Annotated in this window: 21 protein-coding genes; 15 read left to right on the forward strand and 6 right to left on the reverse strand. The window is 50.2% G+C overall.

Annotation, left to right across the window (positions count from 1 at the left end):
- The first annotated feature begins 10 nt into the window (after positions 1–10).
- Genes fliH through fliJ form a run of 3 tightly spaced genes read left to right on the forward strand, consistent with a single transcriptional unit; the run spans position 11 to position 2467 of the window.
- Positions 11–724: a flagellar assembly protein FliH gene (fliH, locus tag LC084_RS18910; protein ID WP_226572853.1), complete on the forward strand. Its 714-nt coding sequence runs from the start codon at positions 11–13 to the stop codon at positions 722–724.
- On the forward strand, positions 711–2030 hold the full coding sequence (gene fliI / locus LC084_RS18915) for a flagellar protein export ATPase FliI (RefSeq protein ID WP_226572855.1): 1320 nt from the start codon (positions 711–713) through the stop codon (positions 2028–2030). The genes fliH and fliI overlap by 14 nt, the downstream gene beginning before the upstream one ends.
- 5 nt (positions 2031–2035) lie before the next feature.
- Positions 2036–2467, forward strand: coding sequence for a flagellar export protein FliJ (fliJ, locus tag LC084_RS18920; RefSeq protein ID WP_226572857.1), 432 nt, complete (start codon positions 2036–2038; stop codon positions 2465–2467).
- A 30-nt stretch (positions 2468–2497) separates the two neighbouring features.
- On the opposite strand, the gene LC084_RS18925 is transcribed toward fliJ, so the two are convergent.
- The 4 genes from LC084_RS18925 to flgA all read right to left on the reverse strand — a co-directional run bounded on the left by LC084_RS18925 (position 2498) and on the right by flgA (position 4871).
- Complete coding sequence (locus tag LC084_RS18925; protein WP_226572859.1) at positions 2498–3160, reverse strand: DUF4396 domain-containing protein; 663 nt, start codon at positions 3158–3160, stop codon at positions 2498–2500.
- Positions 3161–3254: 94 nt separating this feature from the next.
- Positions 3255–3695: a flagellar protein FlgN gene (flgN, locus tag LC084_RS18930; protein WP_226572860.1), complete on the reverse strand. Its 441-nt coding sequence runs from the start codon at positions 3693–3695 to the stop codon at positions 3255–3257.
- Positions 3692–3973: a flagellar biosynthesis anti-sigma factor FlgM gene (flgM, locus tag LC084_RS18935; RefSeq protein ID WP_226572863.1), complete on the reverse strand. Its 282-nt coding sequence runs from the start codon at positions 3971–3973 to the stop codon at positions 3692–3694. The genes flgN and flgM overlap by 4 nt, the downstream gene beginning before the upstream one ends.
- A gap of 115 nt (positions 3974–4088) precedes the next feature.
- Positions 4089–4871 (reverse strand): flagellar basal body P-ring formation chaperone FlgA, encoded by a 783-nt coding sequence (gene flgA / locus LC084_RS18940; RefSeq protein WP_226572866.1) that lies wholly within the window; start codon positions 4869–4871, stop codon positions 4089–4091.
- 81 nt (positions 4872–4952) lie between these two features.
- Between flgA and flgB the strand changes: the two genes are divergently transcribed.
- The 12 genes from flgB to LC084_RS19000 all read left to right on the forward strand — a co-directional run bounded on the left by flgB (position 4953) and on the right by LC084_RS19000 (position 14697).
- Positions 4953–5303 carry a flagellar basal body rod protein FlgB gene (gene flgB, locus LC084_RS18945; protein ID WP_226572868.1) on the forward strand — a complete coding sequence of 117 codons (351 nt, stop codon included), beginning with the start codon at positions 4953–4955 and terminating at the stop codon, positions 5301–5303.
- 20 nt (positions 5304–5323) lie between these two features.
- Positions 5324–5752 (forward strand): flagellar basal body rod protein FlgC, encoded by a 429-nt coding sequence (flgC, locus tag LC084_RS18950; RefSeq protein ID WP_226572870.1) that lies wholly within the window; start codon positions 5324–5326, stop codon positions 5750–5752.
- The gene (flgD, locus tag LC084_RS18955; RefSeq protein ID WP_226572871.1) at positions 5752–6426 is read left to right on the forward strand and encodes a flagellar hook assembly protein FlgD; all 675 of its coding nucleotides are present in this window, start codon (positions 5752–5754) and stop codon (positions 6424–6426) included. The genes flgC and flgD overlap by 1 nt, the downstream gene beginning before the upstream one ends.
- A 30-nt stretch (positions 6427–6456) precedes the next feature.
- A complete protein-coding gene (gene flgE / locus LC084_RS18960; protein WP_226572872.1) occupies positions 6457–7653 on the forward strand; it encodes a flagellar hook protein FlgE in 1197 nt (398 codons plus the stop codon).
- Positions 7653–8384, forward strand: coding sequence for a flagellar basal body rod protein FlgF (locus LC084_RS18965; protein ID WP_226572873.1), 732 nt, complete (start codon positions 7653–7655; stop codon positions 8382–8384). Before flgE ends, LC084_RS18965 begins: the two co-directional genes overlap by 1 nt.
- A gap of 30 nt (positions 8385–8414) precedes the next feature.
- Entirely contained in the window at positions 8415–9200 is a 786-nt protein-coding gene (gene flgG, locus LC084_RS18970; RefSeq protein WP_226572874.1) for a flagellar basal-body rod protein FlgG, read from the forward strand.
- Positions 9201–9231: 31 nt separating this feature from the next.
- A complete protein-coding gene (gene flgH / locus LC084_RS18975; RefSeq protein ID WP_226573038.1) occupies positions 9232–9885 on the forward strand; it encodes a flagellar basal body L-ring protein FlgH in 654 nt (217 codons plus the stop codon).
- 10 nt (positions 9886–9895) lie between these two features.
- The gene (locus tag LC084_RS18980; RefSeq protein WP_226572876.1) at positions 9896–10990 is read left to right on the forward strand and encodes a flagellar basal body P-ring protein FlgI; all 1095 of its coding nucleotides are present in this window, start codon (positions 9896–9898) and stop codon (positions 10988–10990) included.
- A gap of 12 nt (positions 10991–11002) precedes the next feature.
- Complete coding sequence (locus tag LC084_RS18985; protein WP_226572878.1) at positions 11003–11308, forward strand: rod-binding protein; 306 nt, start codon at positions 11003–11005, stop codon at positions 11306–11308.
- An 89-nt stretch (positions 11309–11397) separates the two neighbouring features.
- The gene (gene flgK, locus LC084_RS18990) at positions 11398–12762 is read left to right on the forward strand and encodes a flagellar hook-associated protein FlgK (RefSeq protein ID WP_226572880.1); all 1365 of its coding nucleotides are present in this window, start codon (positions 11398–11400) and stop codon (positions 12760–12762) included.
- An 18-nt stretch (positions 12763–12780) separates the two neighbouring features.
- The gene (flgL, locus tag LC084_RS18995) at positions 12781–13701 is read left to right on the forward strand and encodes a flagellar hook-associated protein FlgL (protein WP_226572882.1); all 921 of its coding nucleotides are present in this window, start codon (positions 12781–12783) and stop codon (positions 13699–13701) included.
- Positions 13702–13707: 6 nt separating this feature from the next.
- Positions 13708–14697 carry a hypothetical protein gene (locus LC084_RS19000; RefSeq protein ID WP_226572884.1) on the forward strand — a complete coding sequence of 330 codons (990 nt, stop codon included), beginning with the start codon at positions 13708–13710 and terminating at the stop codon, positions 14695–14697.
- A gap of 27 nt (positions 14698–14724) precedes the next feature.
- Here LC084_RS19000 and LC084_RS19005 read toward each other — a convergent pair whose 3' ends face one another.
- Positions 14725–15189, reverse strand: coding sequence for a hypothetical protein (locus tag LC084_RS19005; protein WP_226572886.1), 465 nt, complete (start codon positions 15187–15189; stop codon positions 14725–14727).
- Positions 15161–16204, reverse strand: coding sequence for a winged helix-turn-helix domain-containing protein (locus tag LC084_RS19010; protein ID WP_226572888.1), 1044 nt, complete (start codon positions 16202–16204; stop codon positions 15161–15163). Before LC084_RS19010 ends, LC084_RS19005 begins: the two co-directional genes overlap by 29 nt.
- Positions 16205–16300: the final 96 nt, after the last annotated feature.

The following is a 16300-nucleotide window of genomic DNA, read 5'->3' on the forward strand; positions in this document are numbered from 1 at the left end:
GGAGACTCTGATGGAAAAACACACTCGTCAGGCTTTAATCAAACCGCGGCGTTACCAGTTTCCCCCGTTACGCCAGGGGAAACCAGGCCATATGTCCACCGATGCCTCCCAGGATAGTCTGACAGCACAGCAGCAGCTGTCTCAGGGTTATAACGATGGCATGAACCAGGGGTTTGCTCGCGGGATGGAAGAGGGGAAGCAGGAAGGCTACCAGGAAGGTGTGCGTCTCGGTTTTGAAGAAGGCATGCGTAAAGGTTTGACTGAAGGAAAACGCCAGGCCCGGCAACAATTTGATGAAACCGTATCACCACTGGATAGCGCCAGCCAGGCTGTAAACAGCTTTTTATCAGGTTACGAACAACAGCGCCGTACTGAGTTGTTGCAACTGGTAGAAAAAGTCACCCGCCAGGTTATCCGCTGTGAACTGGCGCTGCAGCCCACACAATTACTGGCACTGGTAGAAGAAGCCCTGAATGGGTTGGCTGAACCCGCTGGGCAAATTCGGGTACAAATGAACCCGGAGGAATTCACACGGATACAGGACACTCTGCCAGAAAAAGTCCAGGAATGGGGGCTGTGTGCGGAGGCCACACTTTCTCCTGGCGAATGCCGGGTTATCACAGAGCAGGCAGAAATTGATATTGGTTGTGCGCACCGTCTTGATCACTGCATGGACACATTGAAATCCACATTATTGCCAGAGCAGGCTCATGAAACGGAATGATTTTGAACAAGCACTGAGCGCTATCGACACAACACCACTAGCGAAAGTGGCAGGAAAATTGGTGCGTGTTCATGGCCCGTTACTGGCATGTACCGGTTGCCGGTTAGCCGTTGGTCAGCATTGCCAGGTCGAGGGGCCTGGCACTGGGCGCATTGATGCTCAGGTTGTAGGTTTTGACAGGGAAATTACCTGGTTAATGCCACTTTCCCAACCTGAAGGGCTGACTGCCGGTGCGCGTGTTTTCCCAGCGGACAAACAACACAATCTGATGATAGGGCCGCAATGGCTGGGTCGCGTGATTAATGGCATGGGTGAACCATTGGATGACAAAGGTAAACTCCACGGCGAAACGCCGCTACCCGCACAGGTTAGCCAGGTTCATCCACTGAAACGCCGGGCTGTCGATACTACGTTGGATGTAGGTGTGCGCGCAATTAACAGCCTGCTGACCATTGGTAAAGGCCAGCGTGTTGGGTTAATGGCCGGGAGCGGCGTAGGTAAAAGTGTGTTAATTGGCATGATAACCCGCTTCACACAGGCAGATGTGGTGGTGGTCGGGCTGATTGGTGAACGGGGCCGAGAAGTTAAAGAATTTATTGATGATGCATTACAGGAAGAAGGATTAGCGAAGTCGGTTGTGGTAGCTGCACCAGCAGGTGAGTCGCCACTGATGCGTATCCAGGCCACCGAGTTATGCCACCGCATTGCCACCTGGTTTCGCGACCAGGGAAAAGATGTATTACTGATTGTTGACTCCCTTACCCGTTACGCCATGGCACAACGGGAAATTGCGCTGTCGCTGGGCGAACCGCCGGCAACCAAAGGTTATCCACCGTCGGCCTTCGCCATGATCCCTCGTTTGGTTGAAAGCGCTGGGAACAGTACCAGCGCAGGCACAATGACCGCTATCTATACCGTGCTTGCAGAAGGTGATGACCAGCAGGACCCTATTGTTGACTGCGCGCGTGCGGTGCTCGACGGGCATATTGTGTTATCCCGTAGCCTTGCAGAAAGTGGTCACTACCCGGCAATTGATATCGGGCAGTCCATTAGCCGTTGCATGAACCAAATAACTGAGCGCACGCATCAGGAAGCGGCCCGTGCGTTTAAACAGACTTGGGCAGTATGGCAACAAGTACAGCCACTGATTGCACTCGGAGGCTATATTGCCGGTGCCGACCCACTGGCAGACAAAGCCGTGAATCTTGCTCCGGCTATCGGGCGTTTTCTTCAGCAGAATGTCAATGACGCGGTTGTCACCCAACAGGCGGTTCATGAACTCAGTACCCTGGTACAGGCAGGTTAATTATCATGTCCAACACACTGCATACCCTTGAACAATTACACTTGTTACGTCGTCGCCAATTGGATGAAATGAGCCGCGATTTCTCACGCCACCAGCAACAGCAGCAGCGCCTAAAAAAAACACTTGATACCTTAACAGGCCTGGCAACAGAGTTGCCTGTAATCACATCGCCCAGCCCCAGCCAACTCTGCAACCAGGTCAATTACCAGCGGACATTGCAACGGGTTATCGACGGGCAAACCCAGGCACACGCACTGGCTCAGGCAGAGGCCCGTCGCCTGCAAGGAAACTTATTACTTGCACGCAAAAAACACCAAGGGCTGGAAAACTTACTGAACCGGCAACGTGAACAACAGCAGGAAACCTTGCGTCGCAAAGAACAACAGGCTACTGATGCACTGGCCGCACAACAGATCAGGCAGCGGATAATGAGGTAATAAAACGCGTGCTCACTTTCTTTAATGTCATTACATGGCATGTTTGATACCGCGTTTTAGTAGCAAATAATTTGCAGGGACAGAAATAGCATAACCGGTAAACATCGCCACAACCATCTGCCCCCAAAATGTGACTGAACCAGTATCAGGTGCGCTATTGAGATCGCCTCTGCGAAAAAACCACAAACAAATAAACATTCCTGCCTGAAAAACAAGCAGGGAAATCGTATCGGCTTTGATCGCTTTTATTAAGGCTCTAATACGTGACCGTTCCCCCATCTCACGCACAGGCAGATACTGGAACAAAATACCCAGGAAAAATGCCGCAACGAATGAAACCAGAGTATGCCCAAAGAATTTGGAACCAGCCAGAGTCACTTCCGTTAAAGCAGCAAAAGGCACGGCGATGATATCGCCAATAACACACCCTGCTCCGCAGTGGGTTGCCGAAATGCAAGCATCCCGCCAACTTACGCGATGCAGGCGGCTAAAGTGGTATGAATGATGGTTATGATCGTGCTGACGAGTCCCCAGAGCCTGCCAGACAAACCAGCCAAAAACCGGCATATAGAGCCCTGTAACCGGCCAGGTGACAGACATAATTTTCATATGTTGAGGATGATGGCGAATATCCCAGGCAATGCCCAGAGCAGTACAAAGACTTGCGATAACAATCAGACTGTATAAAAACACGCGCCCTCCATTCTTAAACTTTTAGCTTAGACGGGGCTGTGTGTTTATGCAGGTAAAAGGTTTTACCAGAACGTAGAAAAAACGTGCGGCAACTTTATCGATGCTGGTAGAGCCAGTTTTCTGGTTCGCTGGCATTCAGTATGCTTTGCACAATGTCGTACTGCATATTCAGTAGTGTGCCATTGTACTGATTCGCCACCTGCGCTTCTCTGGCCTGTGTTTCTACTTGCTGCCATAGCAACCCTACACTGTCTTGCCAGGCTGGAGGCAAATTGTTAATCAGACGCTGCACACCATGATTATTAGTGCTCACTCCCAGAGCGCTTAACAACCGATGACGAGTACTTCCGGTGCTACTTAACTTGTGGTACAGACTAAAAATTTGCTGATTGATGGTCTCCAGTTCTTCACTATTACGTGCCAGAATCGCCTGCCGCTGGCGTAGTAATAGGGCATTCAGACCACGCCAGGCCTTATGGTCCTGGCTGAGATCGCGCATAAATTGCTGCAGGTACTGCCGGGCAAGATTATTCATTGGCCCCCCTGGTGAAACCGACGCATCGCCTGGCTAAGTGCATCCAGGTCGATACTAACCTCCCCATTTGCAATAGCAGCTTTCATTTCCGCTACACGAGCCAGGTCCACTTCAGGCATCGATTTAAGTGCTGCCAGTGCTGCTTCAGGAACAGGTTCATTGGCAGCGGCAAGTGGTAATACTTCGGTAATACGCTCTTCATGCCCTGCCGCTTTCGTAGGCAGGCTTTCTGTCATCTGGCGAGTGACAAGCGGTTGTGAGCCGGTAATTTTCATCATTGTTGTCCTGTCATAAAAGGCCATCACACATCAGGTTCAGGCGGAAAAACATTTTCCACTGTGGTAATCGAGCAAAACGGCCAGGTCAGTCCAAAACTTAAATCATTGCCCCAGTTTATTCACCACTGCCTTCCACCACTTTCACCAAACCTGAGCTCACTACCTGCGCCAACACAATACGCTCACTGGATAGGTTTTTGACACGAATCATACTGCCTGTGCGCCCGTTCTGAAGCGCCTCACCTTGTGTGCGAGCCTCAATCCCCTGATGGCTGGCAATCAGTGTCACCTGTTGCCCGCGGGAAATGACCTGGGGCTTATCGACATGTTGCAGCGAAATCACCTGGCCTTCCCGCACCCGGCGCTTAACAGAAAGCCCGACAATATTCTCCATTTTCGTTTCATACCCCCCACGAATCGCCACAATATTTTGCTTTTTCAATACTAAATCTTCTTTAGTGATCAGGTGGTCCCGCAACAGCATATGGCGGGAAGTCACTACAGGTAAGTGTATTTCGGGTTTCACCGTTACAGATGTTTGCCAGCCCAGTGAGTCATTACAACGCACTATTACTTTCATCCGGCTGAAATCCTGAGCTGATAATCCACTTAACTCTGTTTCTGGCGTGGTGGCACAACGTGGAAAATTGGCCGCATCCTGAGCAACAAAGAGCGCGATGTGTAACTGCCAGTTTTGCCACTGTTGGCGTTTAGCTTCTTTATTTATGGCCTGATTCACTACTTGGCGGGAGGCGTTTTCAATCTGCTGTCGCGTTGTGGGAGAGCCATTTGCCGCAACCACAGTACAGGCGGAAAAAGCCCACAAAATGCCCGCACTGACAGGGAAAAAAAACTTCCTATTTAACGGAGAGAAAATCATTAGGTTACTGAAATACATAAAATTAAATTCCTGGCACGATGATTGCTATTAATAAAGTATGAGGAAGCCATCAACCAGAAATAAACAAGGATGTACCCTGTGAGTATTCATTTTGACAAAGCGTTAGGCATTCACCCCGAAGCCCTTGCTTTGCGAGTAACCCGGGCAGAAGTGCTTTCTGCCAACCTGGCGAATGTGGATACGCCCGGTTACCAGGCTAAAGATATTGATTTTGCCGCCCAGATGCAACGCGCAAGTTCACCAGGATTACGCCACACTTCACCAGAAACGCTGTATCGCGTGCCTTATCAGCCTGCGGCTGACGGCAACACGGTTGAGCTGGATGTCGAACAGGCTGAATTTGCCAAAAATGCCCAGGCGTTTCACATGAGCCTGACCTTCCTGAATATGAAATTTGCTGGCCTGAAAAAGGCCATAGAAGAACGCTAACTCGCAAGGTACCCCTGAAAATGGCATTTGAAGCAATCTATCAAATATCCAGCTCAGCCATGGCGGCACAGACCGTACGGCTGAATACGATTGCCAGTAACCTGGCAAATGCAGAAACCCCCGCCACAGCAGAAGACAGCACCTATAAAGCGCGGCGCCCGGTGTTCGCCTCTGTCTACAATTCTGCACAAAACCCGCACCATAGCGCACTGCAAAGCGCCCGTGTTCAGGTGTTGGATGTTGTGGAAACCAGTGGTGCCAACCAGCGCTACCAACCCGGTCACCCATTAGCCGACAGCAGCGGTTATGTCTGGTACCCCGAAATTAACGTGGTGGAGGAGATGGCCGACATGATGTCTGCTTCGCGTAATTTTGAGACTAATGTCGAAGTGCTTAACAACGTCAAAAGCATGCAACAAAGTCTTTTGCGTCTGGGCGAGGCAAGCTAATGAATATCAACCAGGCCAGCACTACGACACAAACTGCCAATAACAATAATGTTGTGAGCAACAACACCGCGTCATCAATGAACACCATGTTTATGCAATTGTTGGTGGCACAAATACAAAACCAGGATCCACTCAACCCCACAGACGGAACTGAATATGTTAGCCAATTGGCACAACTGACACAGGTACAGTCCATGGAAGTAATGTCGCAACTCATGGCAAACAACACCGTGCTAATGGACAACCTCCAGACTCTGAGCACGGGTAACCTGGTGGGGCAGCCCGTGATGGTTAACACAGATCGGTTTAGCTGCGACGGTGAAACATTGGTTCGTGGCCGCCTGACACTGGAACACCCGGCAAACGTTGTCACGGTGATTGTTAAAGAGAGCAATGGTACTGAACACAAAATCGAGCTTGGTAGCCAAGGGGCCGGGCAGGTGGATTTCACTATTGACCCCAAGGAACTGGGTATCGAAGCTGGTGATGTCACTCTTAGTGTAATGACAGATACCAGCGAAACCACCGCCCCCATTGAAATAGGCGGTGTAGTAACGAATGTGCGGATTCCGCTCGATGGTAGCGCGACGCTGCTTAATATCGCCGGGCTGGGGGAAGTGGCTTATCACAATATCACCCAGTTCGGTGCATCAACCACTCCAGGCGCGGCATGACGCCGCCCGTTAATACAGGACGTATTTTTTATGAGCTTCAATGTTGCTATTTCTGGTCTGAATGCCATTAACGACCAACTCGGCGCAATTTCCAACAATATTGCCAACTCCGGTACGGTGGGATTTAAATCTGGCCGGGCGGAGTTCGCTTCTCTATATGCCTCCAGCCAACCACTGGGAGTGGGTGTTACTGGCATGACACAGAGTATTACCAAAGGCGGAAGTATTGCTTCCACCGGAAATAGTCTGGACCTGGCAATTTCCGGTAATGGCTTTTTTATGGTGCAAGATGCTGGCGGTAATACAGCGTTTACCCGTGCGGGTTATTTTGGCACCGATGCAAATGGCAACCTGGTGAACAACCTGGGTATGCAGTTACAGGGCAACCCGGTCGATGCGAATGGAAATCTGCAAACCGGTACCGTCTCTGGACTGCAAATCAATAACAACGCCATTGCGGCCAAAAGTACCAGCAGCCTGGATTTTACCACCAATCTGGATGCCCGAGCCGATGTGCCAGAAGTGACACCTTTCGACGCCGACAACAGCGAAAGCTGGAACAATGTCTACACCACACAGGTATATGACTCTTTGGGCCGGGAACATACGCTGAACCAGTATTATGTGAAAACTGACGATAACACTTGGGAAGTTTGGTACACCCTGAATGGCGAACCTGTTGATTCTCCAACTGGCCCACAAACCCTGTCATTTACTGAACAGGGCATATTGTCTTCCCCCACCACACCAGTGGATATTCAGATGGATATTCCCGGTGCCGCACCATTATCGCTGGCGGTGAACTACAGCGGTTCAACACAATTTGGCTCCGAGTTTTCAGTCAGCAAAAACCAAGGCAATGGTTACACGTCTGGCGAATGTACCGGGCAAATGATTGACGATGAAGGTTACGTGTACGCTACCTACTCAAACGGTGAGCGCATGCTTCAGGGGCAATTGGTACTGGCGACCTTCACCAACGCGAATGGTTTATCCAGTCAGGATGGTACCACCTGGGTACAAACATCCAGCTCCGGTGAGCCAATTATCGGCAGGCCCGGTACCGGTTTATTGGGCAATATCGTTGCCGGTGCACTGGAATCGTCCAATGTGGACTTAACCAATGAACTGGTTGGCCTGATGACCGCACAACGCAACTACCAGGCCAATACCAAAGTGATCAGCACCAATGACAATATGCTGAGCTCCCTGTTCCAGGCGGTGTAATGGATAAGCTGATTTTTACCGCAGTCAGCGGTGCCTCGCGTAATTTAGCTCGCCAGCAGATCCATGCGAATAACCTGGCGAACGTCAATACTGCTGGGTTTCGTCGCGATTTGGAAACAGCCAATAGCCAGTTGCTTACTGCCGCAGGCTACGCATCACGCCAACTTGTTAATACCGCAACCAGTGCCGTAGATACATCACCTGCTGCTTTGCGTGAAACCGGGCGCGATCTGGATATTGCCATTAAAGGCGAAGGGCTGATCGCGCTGGCGGCAAATGACAGGGAGGTCTATACCCGTAACGGGCAAATTACCCTTGGGCCAGAAGGCGACCTCAGCATTAATGGCTACCCAGTCATTGGCGATAATGGCCCCATTATTCTGCCGCCTTTCTCTGCTCTGCATATCAGTGATGACGGGGTGATTTCTCTGGTGGCAGAGGACGGCAATATGGCAGCACCACTGGATGTTGACCGTATTAAACTGGTGAGTATTCCTGGTGCCGACCTCAGCAAAAATGAAGCAGGGTTTTTGGTTACCGCCGCACAGGAAAACCCTCGCGATGAAGATATCGTCGTTGCCAGCCGACACCTGGAAAGCGCCAATGTTTCTGTGATGGATGAAATGCTGTCCAGCATTGCGCTGAACCGCCAGTTCGAAGCACAAATCAAGATGATGAAAGCCGCAGAAGAACTTGCGAATGCCGGAAACCGGTTATTACGCGGCGCATGATGTGCCCGCAAGAACAACAAAGGATGAACAATGAACCCCGCATTATGGATAAGTAAAACTGGCCTGGCAGCACAGGATGCTCGAATGGCCGCTATTTCCAACAACCTGGCAAACGTAAACACAACGGGTTTTAAACGCGACCGGGTAATGTTTTCTGATTTGTTTTACCAGAACCAACGCGCACCAGGTGCCTTACTGGATCAGAACAATACTGCACCCACTGGGATCCAGTACGGTAGCGGCGTAAAAGTTACAGGGACCCAGAAAGAATTTACCGTGGGTAGCATTCAAAATACAGGTAAGGATCTGGATATCGCCATTTCAGGGCAGGGCTTTTTCCAGGTGGAAACCAGTGATGGTGACATTGCCTATACACGGGCTGGAAACCTGCAAATAAATCCCGACGGTATGATAACCAATGCTCAGGGGCTGCCACTGGTTCCACAAATCGACCTCCCAGAAAATGTACAGTCTCTTCAAATTGCCCGTGATGGCACAGTAAGCGCCACTATAGCAGGGGAAACCGACCTGGTGGAATTAGGGCAAATCACGTTAGTGAACTTCGTTAACCCAGCCGGGCTGGAAGCCTTGGGTGGCAACCTGTACCGGGAAACCGCCGCTAGTGGCGATGCTGTGGAAGGTGTCCCCGGCGAAGAGGCCTTTGGGCACCTGGAACAAGGCTCGCTTGAAGGCTCTAACGTGCAGGTAGTTGAAGAAATGGTGGACATGATCATGGTTCAACGGGCTTATGAAATGAACGCCAAAATGGTGTCTGCTGCCGATGACATGCTGAAGTTTGTCACTCAGGCATTGTAATAAGAGGCACACAGTGATGAATAGAGCAACCATGATGGTAGCCGGTGCAGCATTTTTTCTGGTGGGGTGCGAAAGCCAGACCCTGCTGGTTCATAAAGATGACGCCCAGTACGCTCCTCCGGTAATGCCTGTTGAAGCGCCAGCTAAACCCACTAATGGTGGGTTATACAGCGCCGGATACAACTGGTCGCTGGTACAGGACCGCCGGGCTTACAGGGTAGGAGATATTCTAACTATCCATCTGGATGAATCCACCCAGGCCAGCAAGCAGGCACGTACCAATTTCGGCAAAAAGAACGATGTTTCGATTGGCATACCGGAAGCTTTTGGTCAGTCCATCGACAAACTATCAGGCTCCCTGGATGGCAGCCGTAATTTTAATGGCAATGCAACCAGCCAACAGCAAAACAGCCTGCGCGGTGCGATTACCGTAGCGGTATACAGCGTGCAACCCAATGGGGTGCTTGCCATTCGCGGAGAAAAGTGGCTTACCCTGAACCAGGGTGATGAGTATATGCGGGTAACAGGGCTGGTAAGGGCAGAAGATATCGAGCCGGATAACTCAGTGTCTTCCCAACGTATCGCCAATGCACGTATTGCCTATGCCGGCCGGGGGGCGCTAAGTGATGCCAACTCTGCCGGGTGGTTAACCCGTTTCTTCAACCACCCACTGTTCCCTATGTAAGGAAAACACAATGAAAGGATTCTGTTCACTGTTGTGCCTGTTACTGGTTACCGTAAGCGCCCACGCAGAACGGCTGGGTAACCTGGTCGATATTCAGGGCGTACGTGGCAATCAGCTTATTGGCTATAGCCTGGTGGTTGGACTGGACGGTACGGGTGATAAAAATCAGGTGAAATTTACCAGCCAGTCGGTCACCAATATGTTGCGCCAGTTCGGTGTGCAAATGCCCGCTAATATTTCCCCAAAAGTAAAAAATGTCGCAGCCGTCGCGATCAGCGCCACGTTGCCGCCGGGGTATTCTCCCGGGCAAACCATTGATATTACAGTATCGTCTATTGGTGACGCCAAAAGCCTGCGTGGTGGTACCTTGCTGTTAACACAATTGCGCGGGGCAGATGGTGAAGTGTATGCGCTGGCGCAAGGTAATGTGGTTGTAGGTGGCATTAAGGCGGAAGGTAGCAGCGGTTCCAGTATCACCATAAATACACCAACTACTGGGCGCATTCCTAATGGTGCCACCGTTGAGCGCCCGGTTGAATCCGATTTTCACACCAGTGGGCAGGTCACTCTCAACTTGAAGCGCCCAAGCTTTAGTACCGCCAATAATGTAGCAATGGCTCTCAACACTGCATTTGGTGCAGGCACAGCCACTGCACAGAGCGCAACCAATATCAGCGTGAATGCCCCGGCAGACAGTGCCAGCCGGGTGTCGTTTATGTCTCTGCTTGAAGATGTCCAGGTGAATTCAGGCAAGGTTATCCCACGGGTGGTTTTCAACTCACGTACTGGCACTGTCGTGATTGGCGATGGCGTTGTGGTGCGTGCAGCAGCAGTCGCCCACGGCAACCTCACCGTCACCATTAACGAATCCACCCAAGTAAGCCAGCCCGGAGCACTAAGTAATGGCACGACAGTAGCAGCACCACAAAGCGAGATTGAAATACTCCGCGAACGGGGGCATATGGTAGCGCTTCCGGCGGGCACCAATTTACGTAGTATTGTGAACACTATTAACAGCTTAGGTGCTGCCCCTGATGACACGATGGCCATTTTACAGGCGCTGCATGAAGCTGGCGCGCTGGATGCCGAGTTGGTTGTGATTTAAGGAGCCATACCCATGATAACCTCATTATCCTCAACCACCAGTTCACCGGGAAGCCTGGCAATGGGTGAATCCCGCCCACAAAATTTGGCGGAAGCTGCCAGCCAATTTGAAGCGATGTTTCTGCGTACTTTGCTCAGCCAAATGCGCAGTGCCAATACCGCCCTGAATCAGGACTCGCTGTTTAACAGCAAACAGCAAACTATGCTGCGCGAACTTTATGATGACCAACTTGCAGACCATCTGGCAGCGCAAGGCAGTGTAGGTATTAGCCGCATGATACTTGCGCAACTGGGTGGGCAGAACAAGTCCGCAACTTAAGAACCTGGGCAGATTGACCGTTTTAGTCAGATAACTGCGGGACTTCCCGCAATGGAATGTGAAGATTTATCCCGGTATGGAAACGACGAATGAACATGATTAATACCGCATACAGCGGGTTACAAACCGCTCAAATGGGCATGAATACGACGGCAATGAATGTCGCCAATATGCTGACTCCAGGTTACAGCCGGCAAGGCATAGTCCAAAGCGCTGTCGGCCCTTATGGCACGGCTCAGGTTGGCAATGGCGTACAGGTAGACAGCATTCGCCGCATATCGAGCCAATATCTGGTAAACCAGGTATGGCACACCAGCAGCCAGGCCAGTTATTACCAAATCAATCAGCAATATTTCAGCGCTCTGGAGCAGGTGATTGGCAATGACAGCACCAGCATCGGTAATGGGCTGGATGATTTTTTTAGTGCCCTGAGCGAATTAACCACCCAACCAGAATCACCTGCATTGCGCCAGCAGTTTCTTAACCAATCCCGAGCAATGGCAACTCGTTTTAACAATACCCAGGACATGATTAACTCCCAGCGCATGTCAATAAACAGCCAGAGAGATGCCACAGTTTCTCAGATAAATACGCTGACAACAGGTATTGCCGAGTACAACCAGAAAATTGCTGCCATGGAAAGTACAGGCGGCAACAGCAATGTCTTACGCGATCAGCGCGACGAGCTGGTAAGAGAATTAAGCCTGTTAACTGAAGTTAACGTGGTAGAAAACAGCCATGGCCATTACAACATTAGTATGAAAAGTGGCCAGCCACTGGTCAGTGGTACCACTGCAGGCCAAATGAGTAGTGAGCGTGATGAGAATGGCCTCCCCGTATTAAGCTTGCAATTTGCCGATCACACTTTTCCTTTGTCCGCTTCACCAGGTGGGCAATTGGGGGCGTTGTATGATTACGAAATCGGCACATTGAATGACATGGAAGTTGCTCTACAAGGCATGGCTGAAGCCCTGGCCCAGCAGGTGAATGACCAGTTAGCGCAAGGCTACGATCTGAATGGTAACCCAGGGAAACCTTTATTCTCGTTTGATCCGAACAACCCGGCGGGCATGTTGCAGGTGAATACGCTCAGCCCGAGCGAACTGGCGCTTTCAGGAATGCCAGATGAACCCGGAAACGGCGATAATTTACAGTTAATCCTGGCTATTCAGGACCAGAAATTCAACTTGCCTGGGCTTGGCAATATGACCCTTGCAGAAGCCAGTGCCTCGATGGTATCAACACTTGGCATCGACAGCCGCAATAATCAGATAGAACTGACTGCCTCGTTAACTATTCTTGAACAGGCGCTACAACAGCGCGATAACCTCAGTGCAGTCAATCAGGATGAAGAAGCTATCAATCTGCAAATTTATATGCAGGCATACCAGTCAAATATGAAGGTCATCTCGGCAGGTAATCAACTGTTCAATGATCTCCTCGGTCTTTTTTAATCAGGGAAGGAATAATTCATGCGGGTAAGCAGCCTGAATAACACACAAGTGATGTTGTCGCAAATGCACAATAACAATATGAAAATGAGCCAAATTATGCAGCAACTGTCGACACAAAAGCGGGTAAATGTGCCCTCTGACGACCCCATCGCCGCAACACGGATTAACCAGCTACAGCGGGAACAATCAACTATTGCACAGTACCAGGACAATATTACCCGCCTCTCTGGCTCATTGTCGACTCAGGAAGCTCAAGTACAAAGCGCCAGCGACCTGCTCTGGGCTATGAACGACACCCTATTACAAGCGGCTAACGGTTCAAATGGTGATAAAAACATGCAAGGTTTTGGCATGGAACTCAACATGCTGCTTGATTCCCTGGTTGACACTGTAAACACCAAAAGTGCTTCTGGTAGTTATTTGTTTGGTGGCACGAAGAACCAGACAGCCCCAATACAGTGGGATGATGCCACAGAAAGCTGGGTGTTTATGGGTAACCACAATACCCGAGAAACCACCGTCGCCAATGGTGTTCAGGTCACGGAAAACGTCCATCTGGCACAATGCCTGAGCCTGGGTGGTGATGAACTGGGTTTACTGAATGAGCTGTATACGCTGAGCGAAAAAATGCAGGACCCGGCAGTTTCTCCAGCCACTTACCAGCAAGATATCCAGAACCTGCTTGATGCAGTCAGTGACGCTCAGGACGAGATTGGTGCGATTTTTACCGAACTGGGTGGCCGCCAAAACCAGCTGACCTTGCTGCAAAATGCCCATACTGATGTCAGCACAGCAAACGGTATGGTGTTGAGCGAACTGGCTGATGCTGATGTAGCGACATCAACCATTGAGCTACAACTCTATGTTAACGCAACCCAAATCACTTTCAGAGCATGGAACATGGTGAACCAGTTGTCTTTATTTAACTCGATGGGGTAACACGTTATGCAGGTTAGTTTATCCCCAACAAAAACCCACCTAACGCAAACCGCGGCTGCGCGCACCAACAAAATGCAGCAGGCCGCCCGTGTCAGCACGCCAGCAAAGGTAACCACCCCCGACTTCCCTGAACCGGCGTTGTTGTCACGCAAACCTGCGCGTTACAACACTCAACTCAATGCGCAACTTACAGCCATTCAGCAAGCCGAAGATTACCTACAGAATCTGGAAGGCGTGTTACTGCATTATCGCCACACAAAAGGCCAGGCAGGTGCCCGCCCTGCAGAGCTACAACAACAGCTGACACAGCGCCTTCAACAGTCTGCGGGTACAGTAGACCGGCAGCTGAATGTCACGCTGACCCAGGCCTCTCAAATACAATTCAGTCTGGGATTCCCGAGCGAGTTATTCTTCCAGCCACAAGGTGAAACACTAATCTTTGCCGCTGGGAAGGGGTACAACCACCTGGCGGCGGTGACGTTACCTGAAACATCGTCACCTCGGCAAATTCTGGCGCACCTGAATACCTGCCTGGGTAAATTCGGTATTCATGGCGAATTCGGTCCTAAGGGCGAGTGTCAGTTTACGGCGAATGAATCGCATTGGGATGAACTAAAAGGGTCATTGCGGGTACGGGGAGAAGGCGTTCATTTTCCAGCAGACAGCTTTACGCTGTTATCGCCAATGACTCAGGCAAGCCCGGTAGATAACCTGCAACAGTTAACAGGAATGTGGAATAATGTTGCTCGCAGGGAAGTAGAGCAGGCGTTGCACCATATCACTCACCAGCAAACAACCCTGCGCCAGCATAAAGCCAGCGTAACAGTGAGGATCCGTGAAATGTCACCAGCGCTGACCACACAACATGTTCAGCAAACAGCGCAAGGCCTGGCACGCCAACTGGCCAGCAGCCGAAACCATTTCGAACAACTGGCTCAAGCACTGTCAGCACAGGCCAACATTCCCCAAGCGACCGTAAGGCATTTACTCGGGTAATATCATGATTCTTTGTAGCGGTTCAGCTCAACGCGGTGGGAGGTAAATACCACCGCTTTGCCAAACAAAGACACTTTGCCCATCAATAACCAGTCGCCACGTTTCAATTTCACGGCTTAAAAACAGATCCATCATGTTCTCCAGCATCAGGTTCTTTTTTTCCGTGGAAAACGCAACCGGGTGGAATTCGTAGAAGCGCCGCTCACCATCATTACGCCGCATAATGAATTTTCCCTGCATAAGGAAGTTATTACCATCCGTGCTGACAAAAGTGGTAATCAATTCATTATTAACAATTTTAGTAATAAAATCATAATGCTCACTCTTTTCTGAGCTCAGATCATAGTAGCCAAACGGGATAGTCCCTACCACATTGCCACGCACCCCGACCCAAGTATAAATAGACCAACGATTCTGATACCACAGCAAGGCGGCAATAGCGCAAACCAGCCCGATAAGCACACTAATTTTTAGTGCAGGTCGCCAGGTCATGCATTTCTCTCCGGGTTTCTTTCAAAATCAGATCATTAAGGCGCTCTGTATTCACACGCCAGTGATGGATCACCATTACATACTGTTGCTGGCTACACGGGCCTTTAACAATAAAGCTATAATTCAGAGACTGGCCGAGTGCCTGGTAATACACCGACATGCTGGCAGACCTCTCGTTTAACTCAGTATTCAGCGTATAAAATGTTTTCTGAAGCCGAGCGAACAGGTTGTCTTTACTGTTACTTCTTACGCCTTTCTCTTCAATGCCATACAAACGAATATGGCTGAATGCTGTTTCATTACTCCGGTTCACTGACAGGTGCACATCATGGTGTTCATGCCACAAAACTTGCCCGGCAAGGAACACCAGCACCACTGTAGCGAGCAGCAATGACAGATTTAAAGGTTGACGAAGCCAGTTTAATACCTGCAGGGGAACCGATTGAGAAGTGGGTTTCACATCGCCAGGAGGCTCTTCGGCCACAGATACCGTAGTGGTTGCTACCTGAACCTCTTCCACAGATTCTTCAGGTGACGACTGGTGGCCGAGTGGTTCATCGAGTGTATGCTCTAATTCACTAGCGGCAGCAGCAGCTTTTATGAAATCGGTTTGCAACTCAACCAGGTCCGCTGGTAATAAGGCAGCAGCGGTATTACCCACAATATAATTGTGTGATTGTTTGCGAGGCTGAGTACGGCAATATTCCGACGATAATAAATAACCTCGCTTGGGAATTGTGCGAATAATACGTTGTTTTTTACCGTCATCTTCCAGAGCAGTGCGCAGGGCATGTATCGCATTTGGCAGACTGTTGCTGCCTATGACACGATGCACCCATACCATATTAGTGATATCTTCGCGGCTCAGCACACTACCTGCGTGCTCAACCAATACGATTAGCAGGCGAAACTGGTATTCGCCAAGCTTGCGTATTTCACCTGTCTCAGCATGAACCAGCGCATTTGCCGATTCATCGATTAACCAGTCATTAATAAGATAATCGTGTTTATCCATTCTAAAACCGCTGGTCACAGACTATTTCCTTAAATGCCCCACTCCTCTGGTAGCATTTGTTCTTGTACTATTTTAACGTCCCTTATCCCATTTGCA

Origin of the sequence: Mangrovibacter yixingensis (genome assembly GCF_020523985.1) — a bacterium.
GTDB lineage: Bacteria > Pseudomonadota > Gammaproteobacteria > Enterobacterales > Enterobacteriaceae > Mangrovibacter > Mangrovibacter yixingensis.

Coding starts and splice junctions, on each gene's coding strand:
- fliH (WP_226572853.1), top strand. CDS start 11: ATGGAAAAACACACTCGTCAGGCTTTAATCAAACCGCGGCGTTACCAG.
- fliI (WP_226572855.1), top strand. CDS start 711: ATGAAACGGAATGATTTTGAACAAGCACTGAGCGCTATCGACACAACA.
- fliJ (WP_226572857.1), top strand. CDS start 2,036: ATGTCCAACACACTGCATACCCTTGAACAATTACACTTGTTACGTCGT.
- flgN (WP_226572860.1), bottom strand. CDS start 3,695: ATGAATAATCTTGCCCGGCAGTACCTGCAGCAATTTATGCGCGATCTC.
- flgM (WP_226572863.1), bottom strand. CDS start 3,973: ATGATGAAAATTACCGGCTCACAACCGCTTGTCACTCGCCAGATGACA.
- flgA (WP_226572866.1), bottom strand. CDS start 4,871: ATGTATTTCAGTAACCTAATGATTTTCTCTCCGTTAAATAGGAAGTTT.
- flgC (WP_226572870.1), top strand. CDS start 5,324: ATGGCATTTGAAGCAATCTATCAAATATCCAGCTCAGCCATGGCGGCA.
- flgD (WP_226572871.1), top strand. CDS start 5,752: ATGAATATCAACCAGGCCAGCACTACGACACAAACTGCCAATAACAAT.
- flgE (WP_226572872.1), top strand. CDS start 6,457: ATGAGCTTCAATGTTGCTATTTCTGGTCTGAATGCCATTAACGACCAA.
- LC084_RS18965 (WP_226572873.1), top strand. CDS start 7,653: ATGGATAAGCTGATTTTTACCGCAGTCAGCGGTGCCTCGCGTAATTTA.
- flgG (WP_226572874.1), top strand. CDS start 8,415: ATGAACCCCGCATTATGGATAAGTAAAACTGGCCTGGCAGCACAGGAT.
- flgH (WP_226573038.1), top strand. CDS start 9,232: ATGATGGTAGCCGGTGCAGCATTTTTTCTGGTGGGGTGCGAAAGCCAG.
- LC084_RS18980 (WP_226572876.1), top strand. CDS start 9,896: ATGAAAGGATTCTGTTCACTGTTGTGCCTGTTACTGGTTACCGTAAGC.
- LC084_RS18985 (WP_226572878.1), top strand. CDS start 11,003: ATGATAACCTCATTATCCTCAACCACCAGTTCACCGGGAAGCCTGGCA.
- flgK (WP_226572880.1), top strand. CDS start 11,398: ATGAACATGATTAATACCGCATACAGCGGGTTACAAACCGCTCAAATG.
- flgL (WP_226572882.1), top strand. CDS start 12,781: ATGCGGGTAAGCAGCCTGAATAACACACAAGTGATGTTGTCGCAAATG.
- LC084_RS19000 (WP_226572884.1), top strand. CDS start 13,708: ATGCAGGTTAGTTTATCCCCAACAAAAACCCACCTAACGCAAACCGCG.
- LC084_RS19005 (WP_226572886.1), bottom strand. CDS start 15,189: ATGACCTGGCGACCTGCACTAAAAATTAGTGTGCTTATCGGGCTGGTT.
- LC084_RS19010 (WP_226572888.1), bottom strand. CDS start 16,204: ATGGATAAACACGATTATCTTATTAATGACTGGTTAATCGATGAATCG.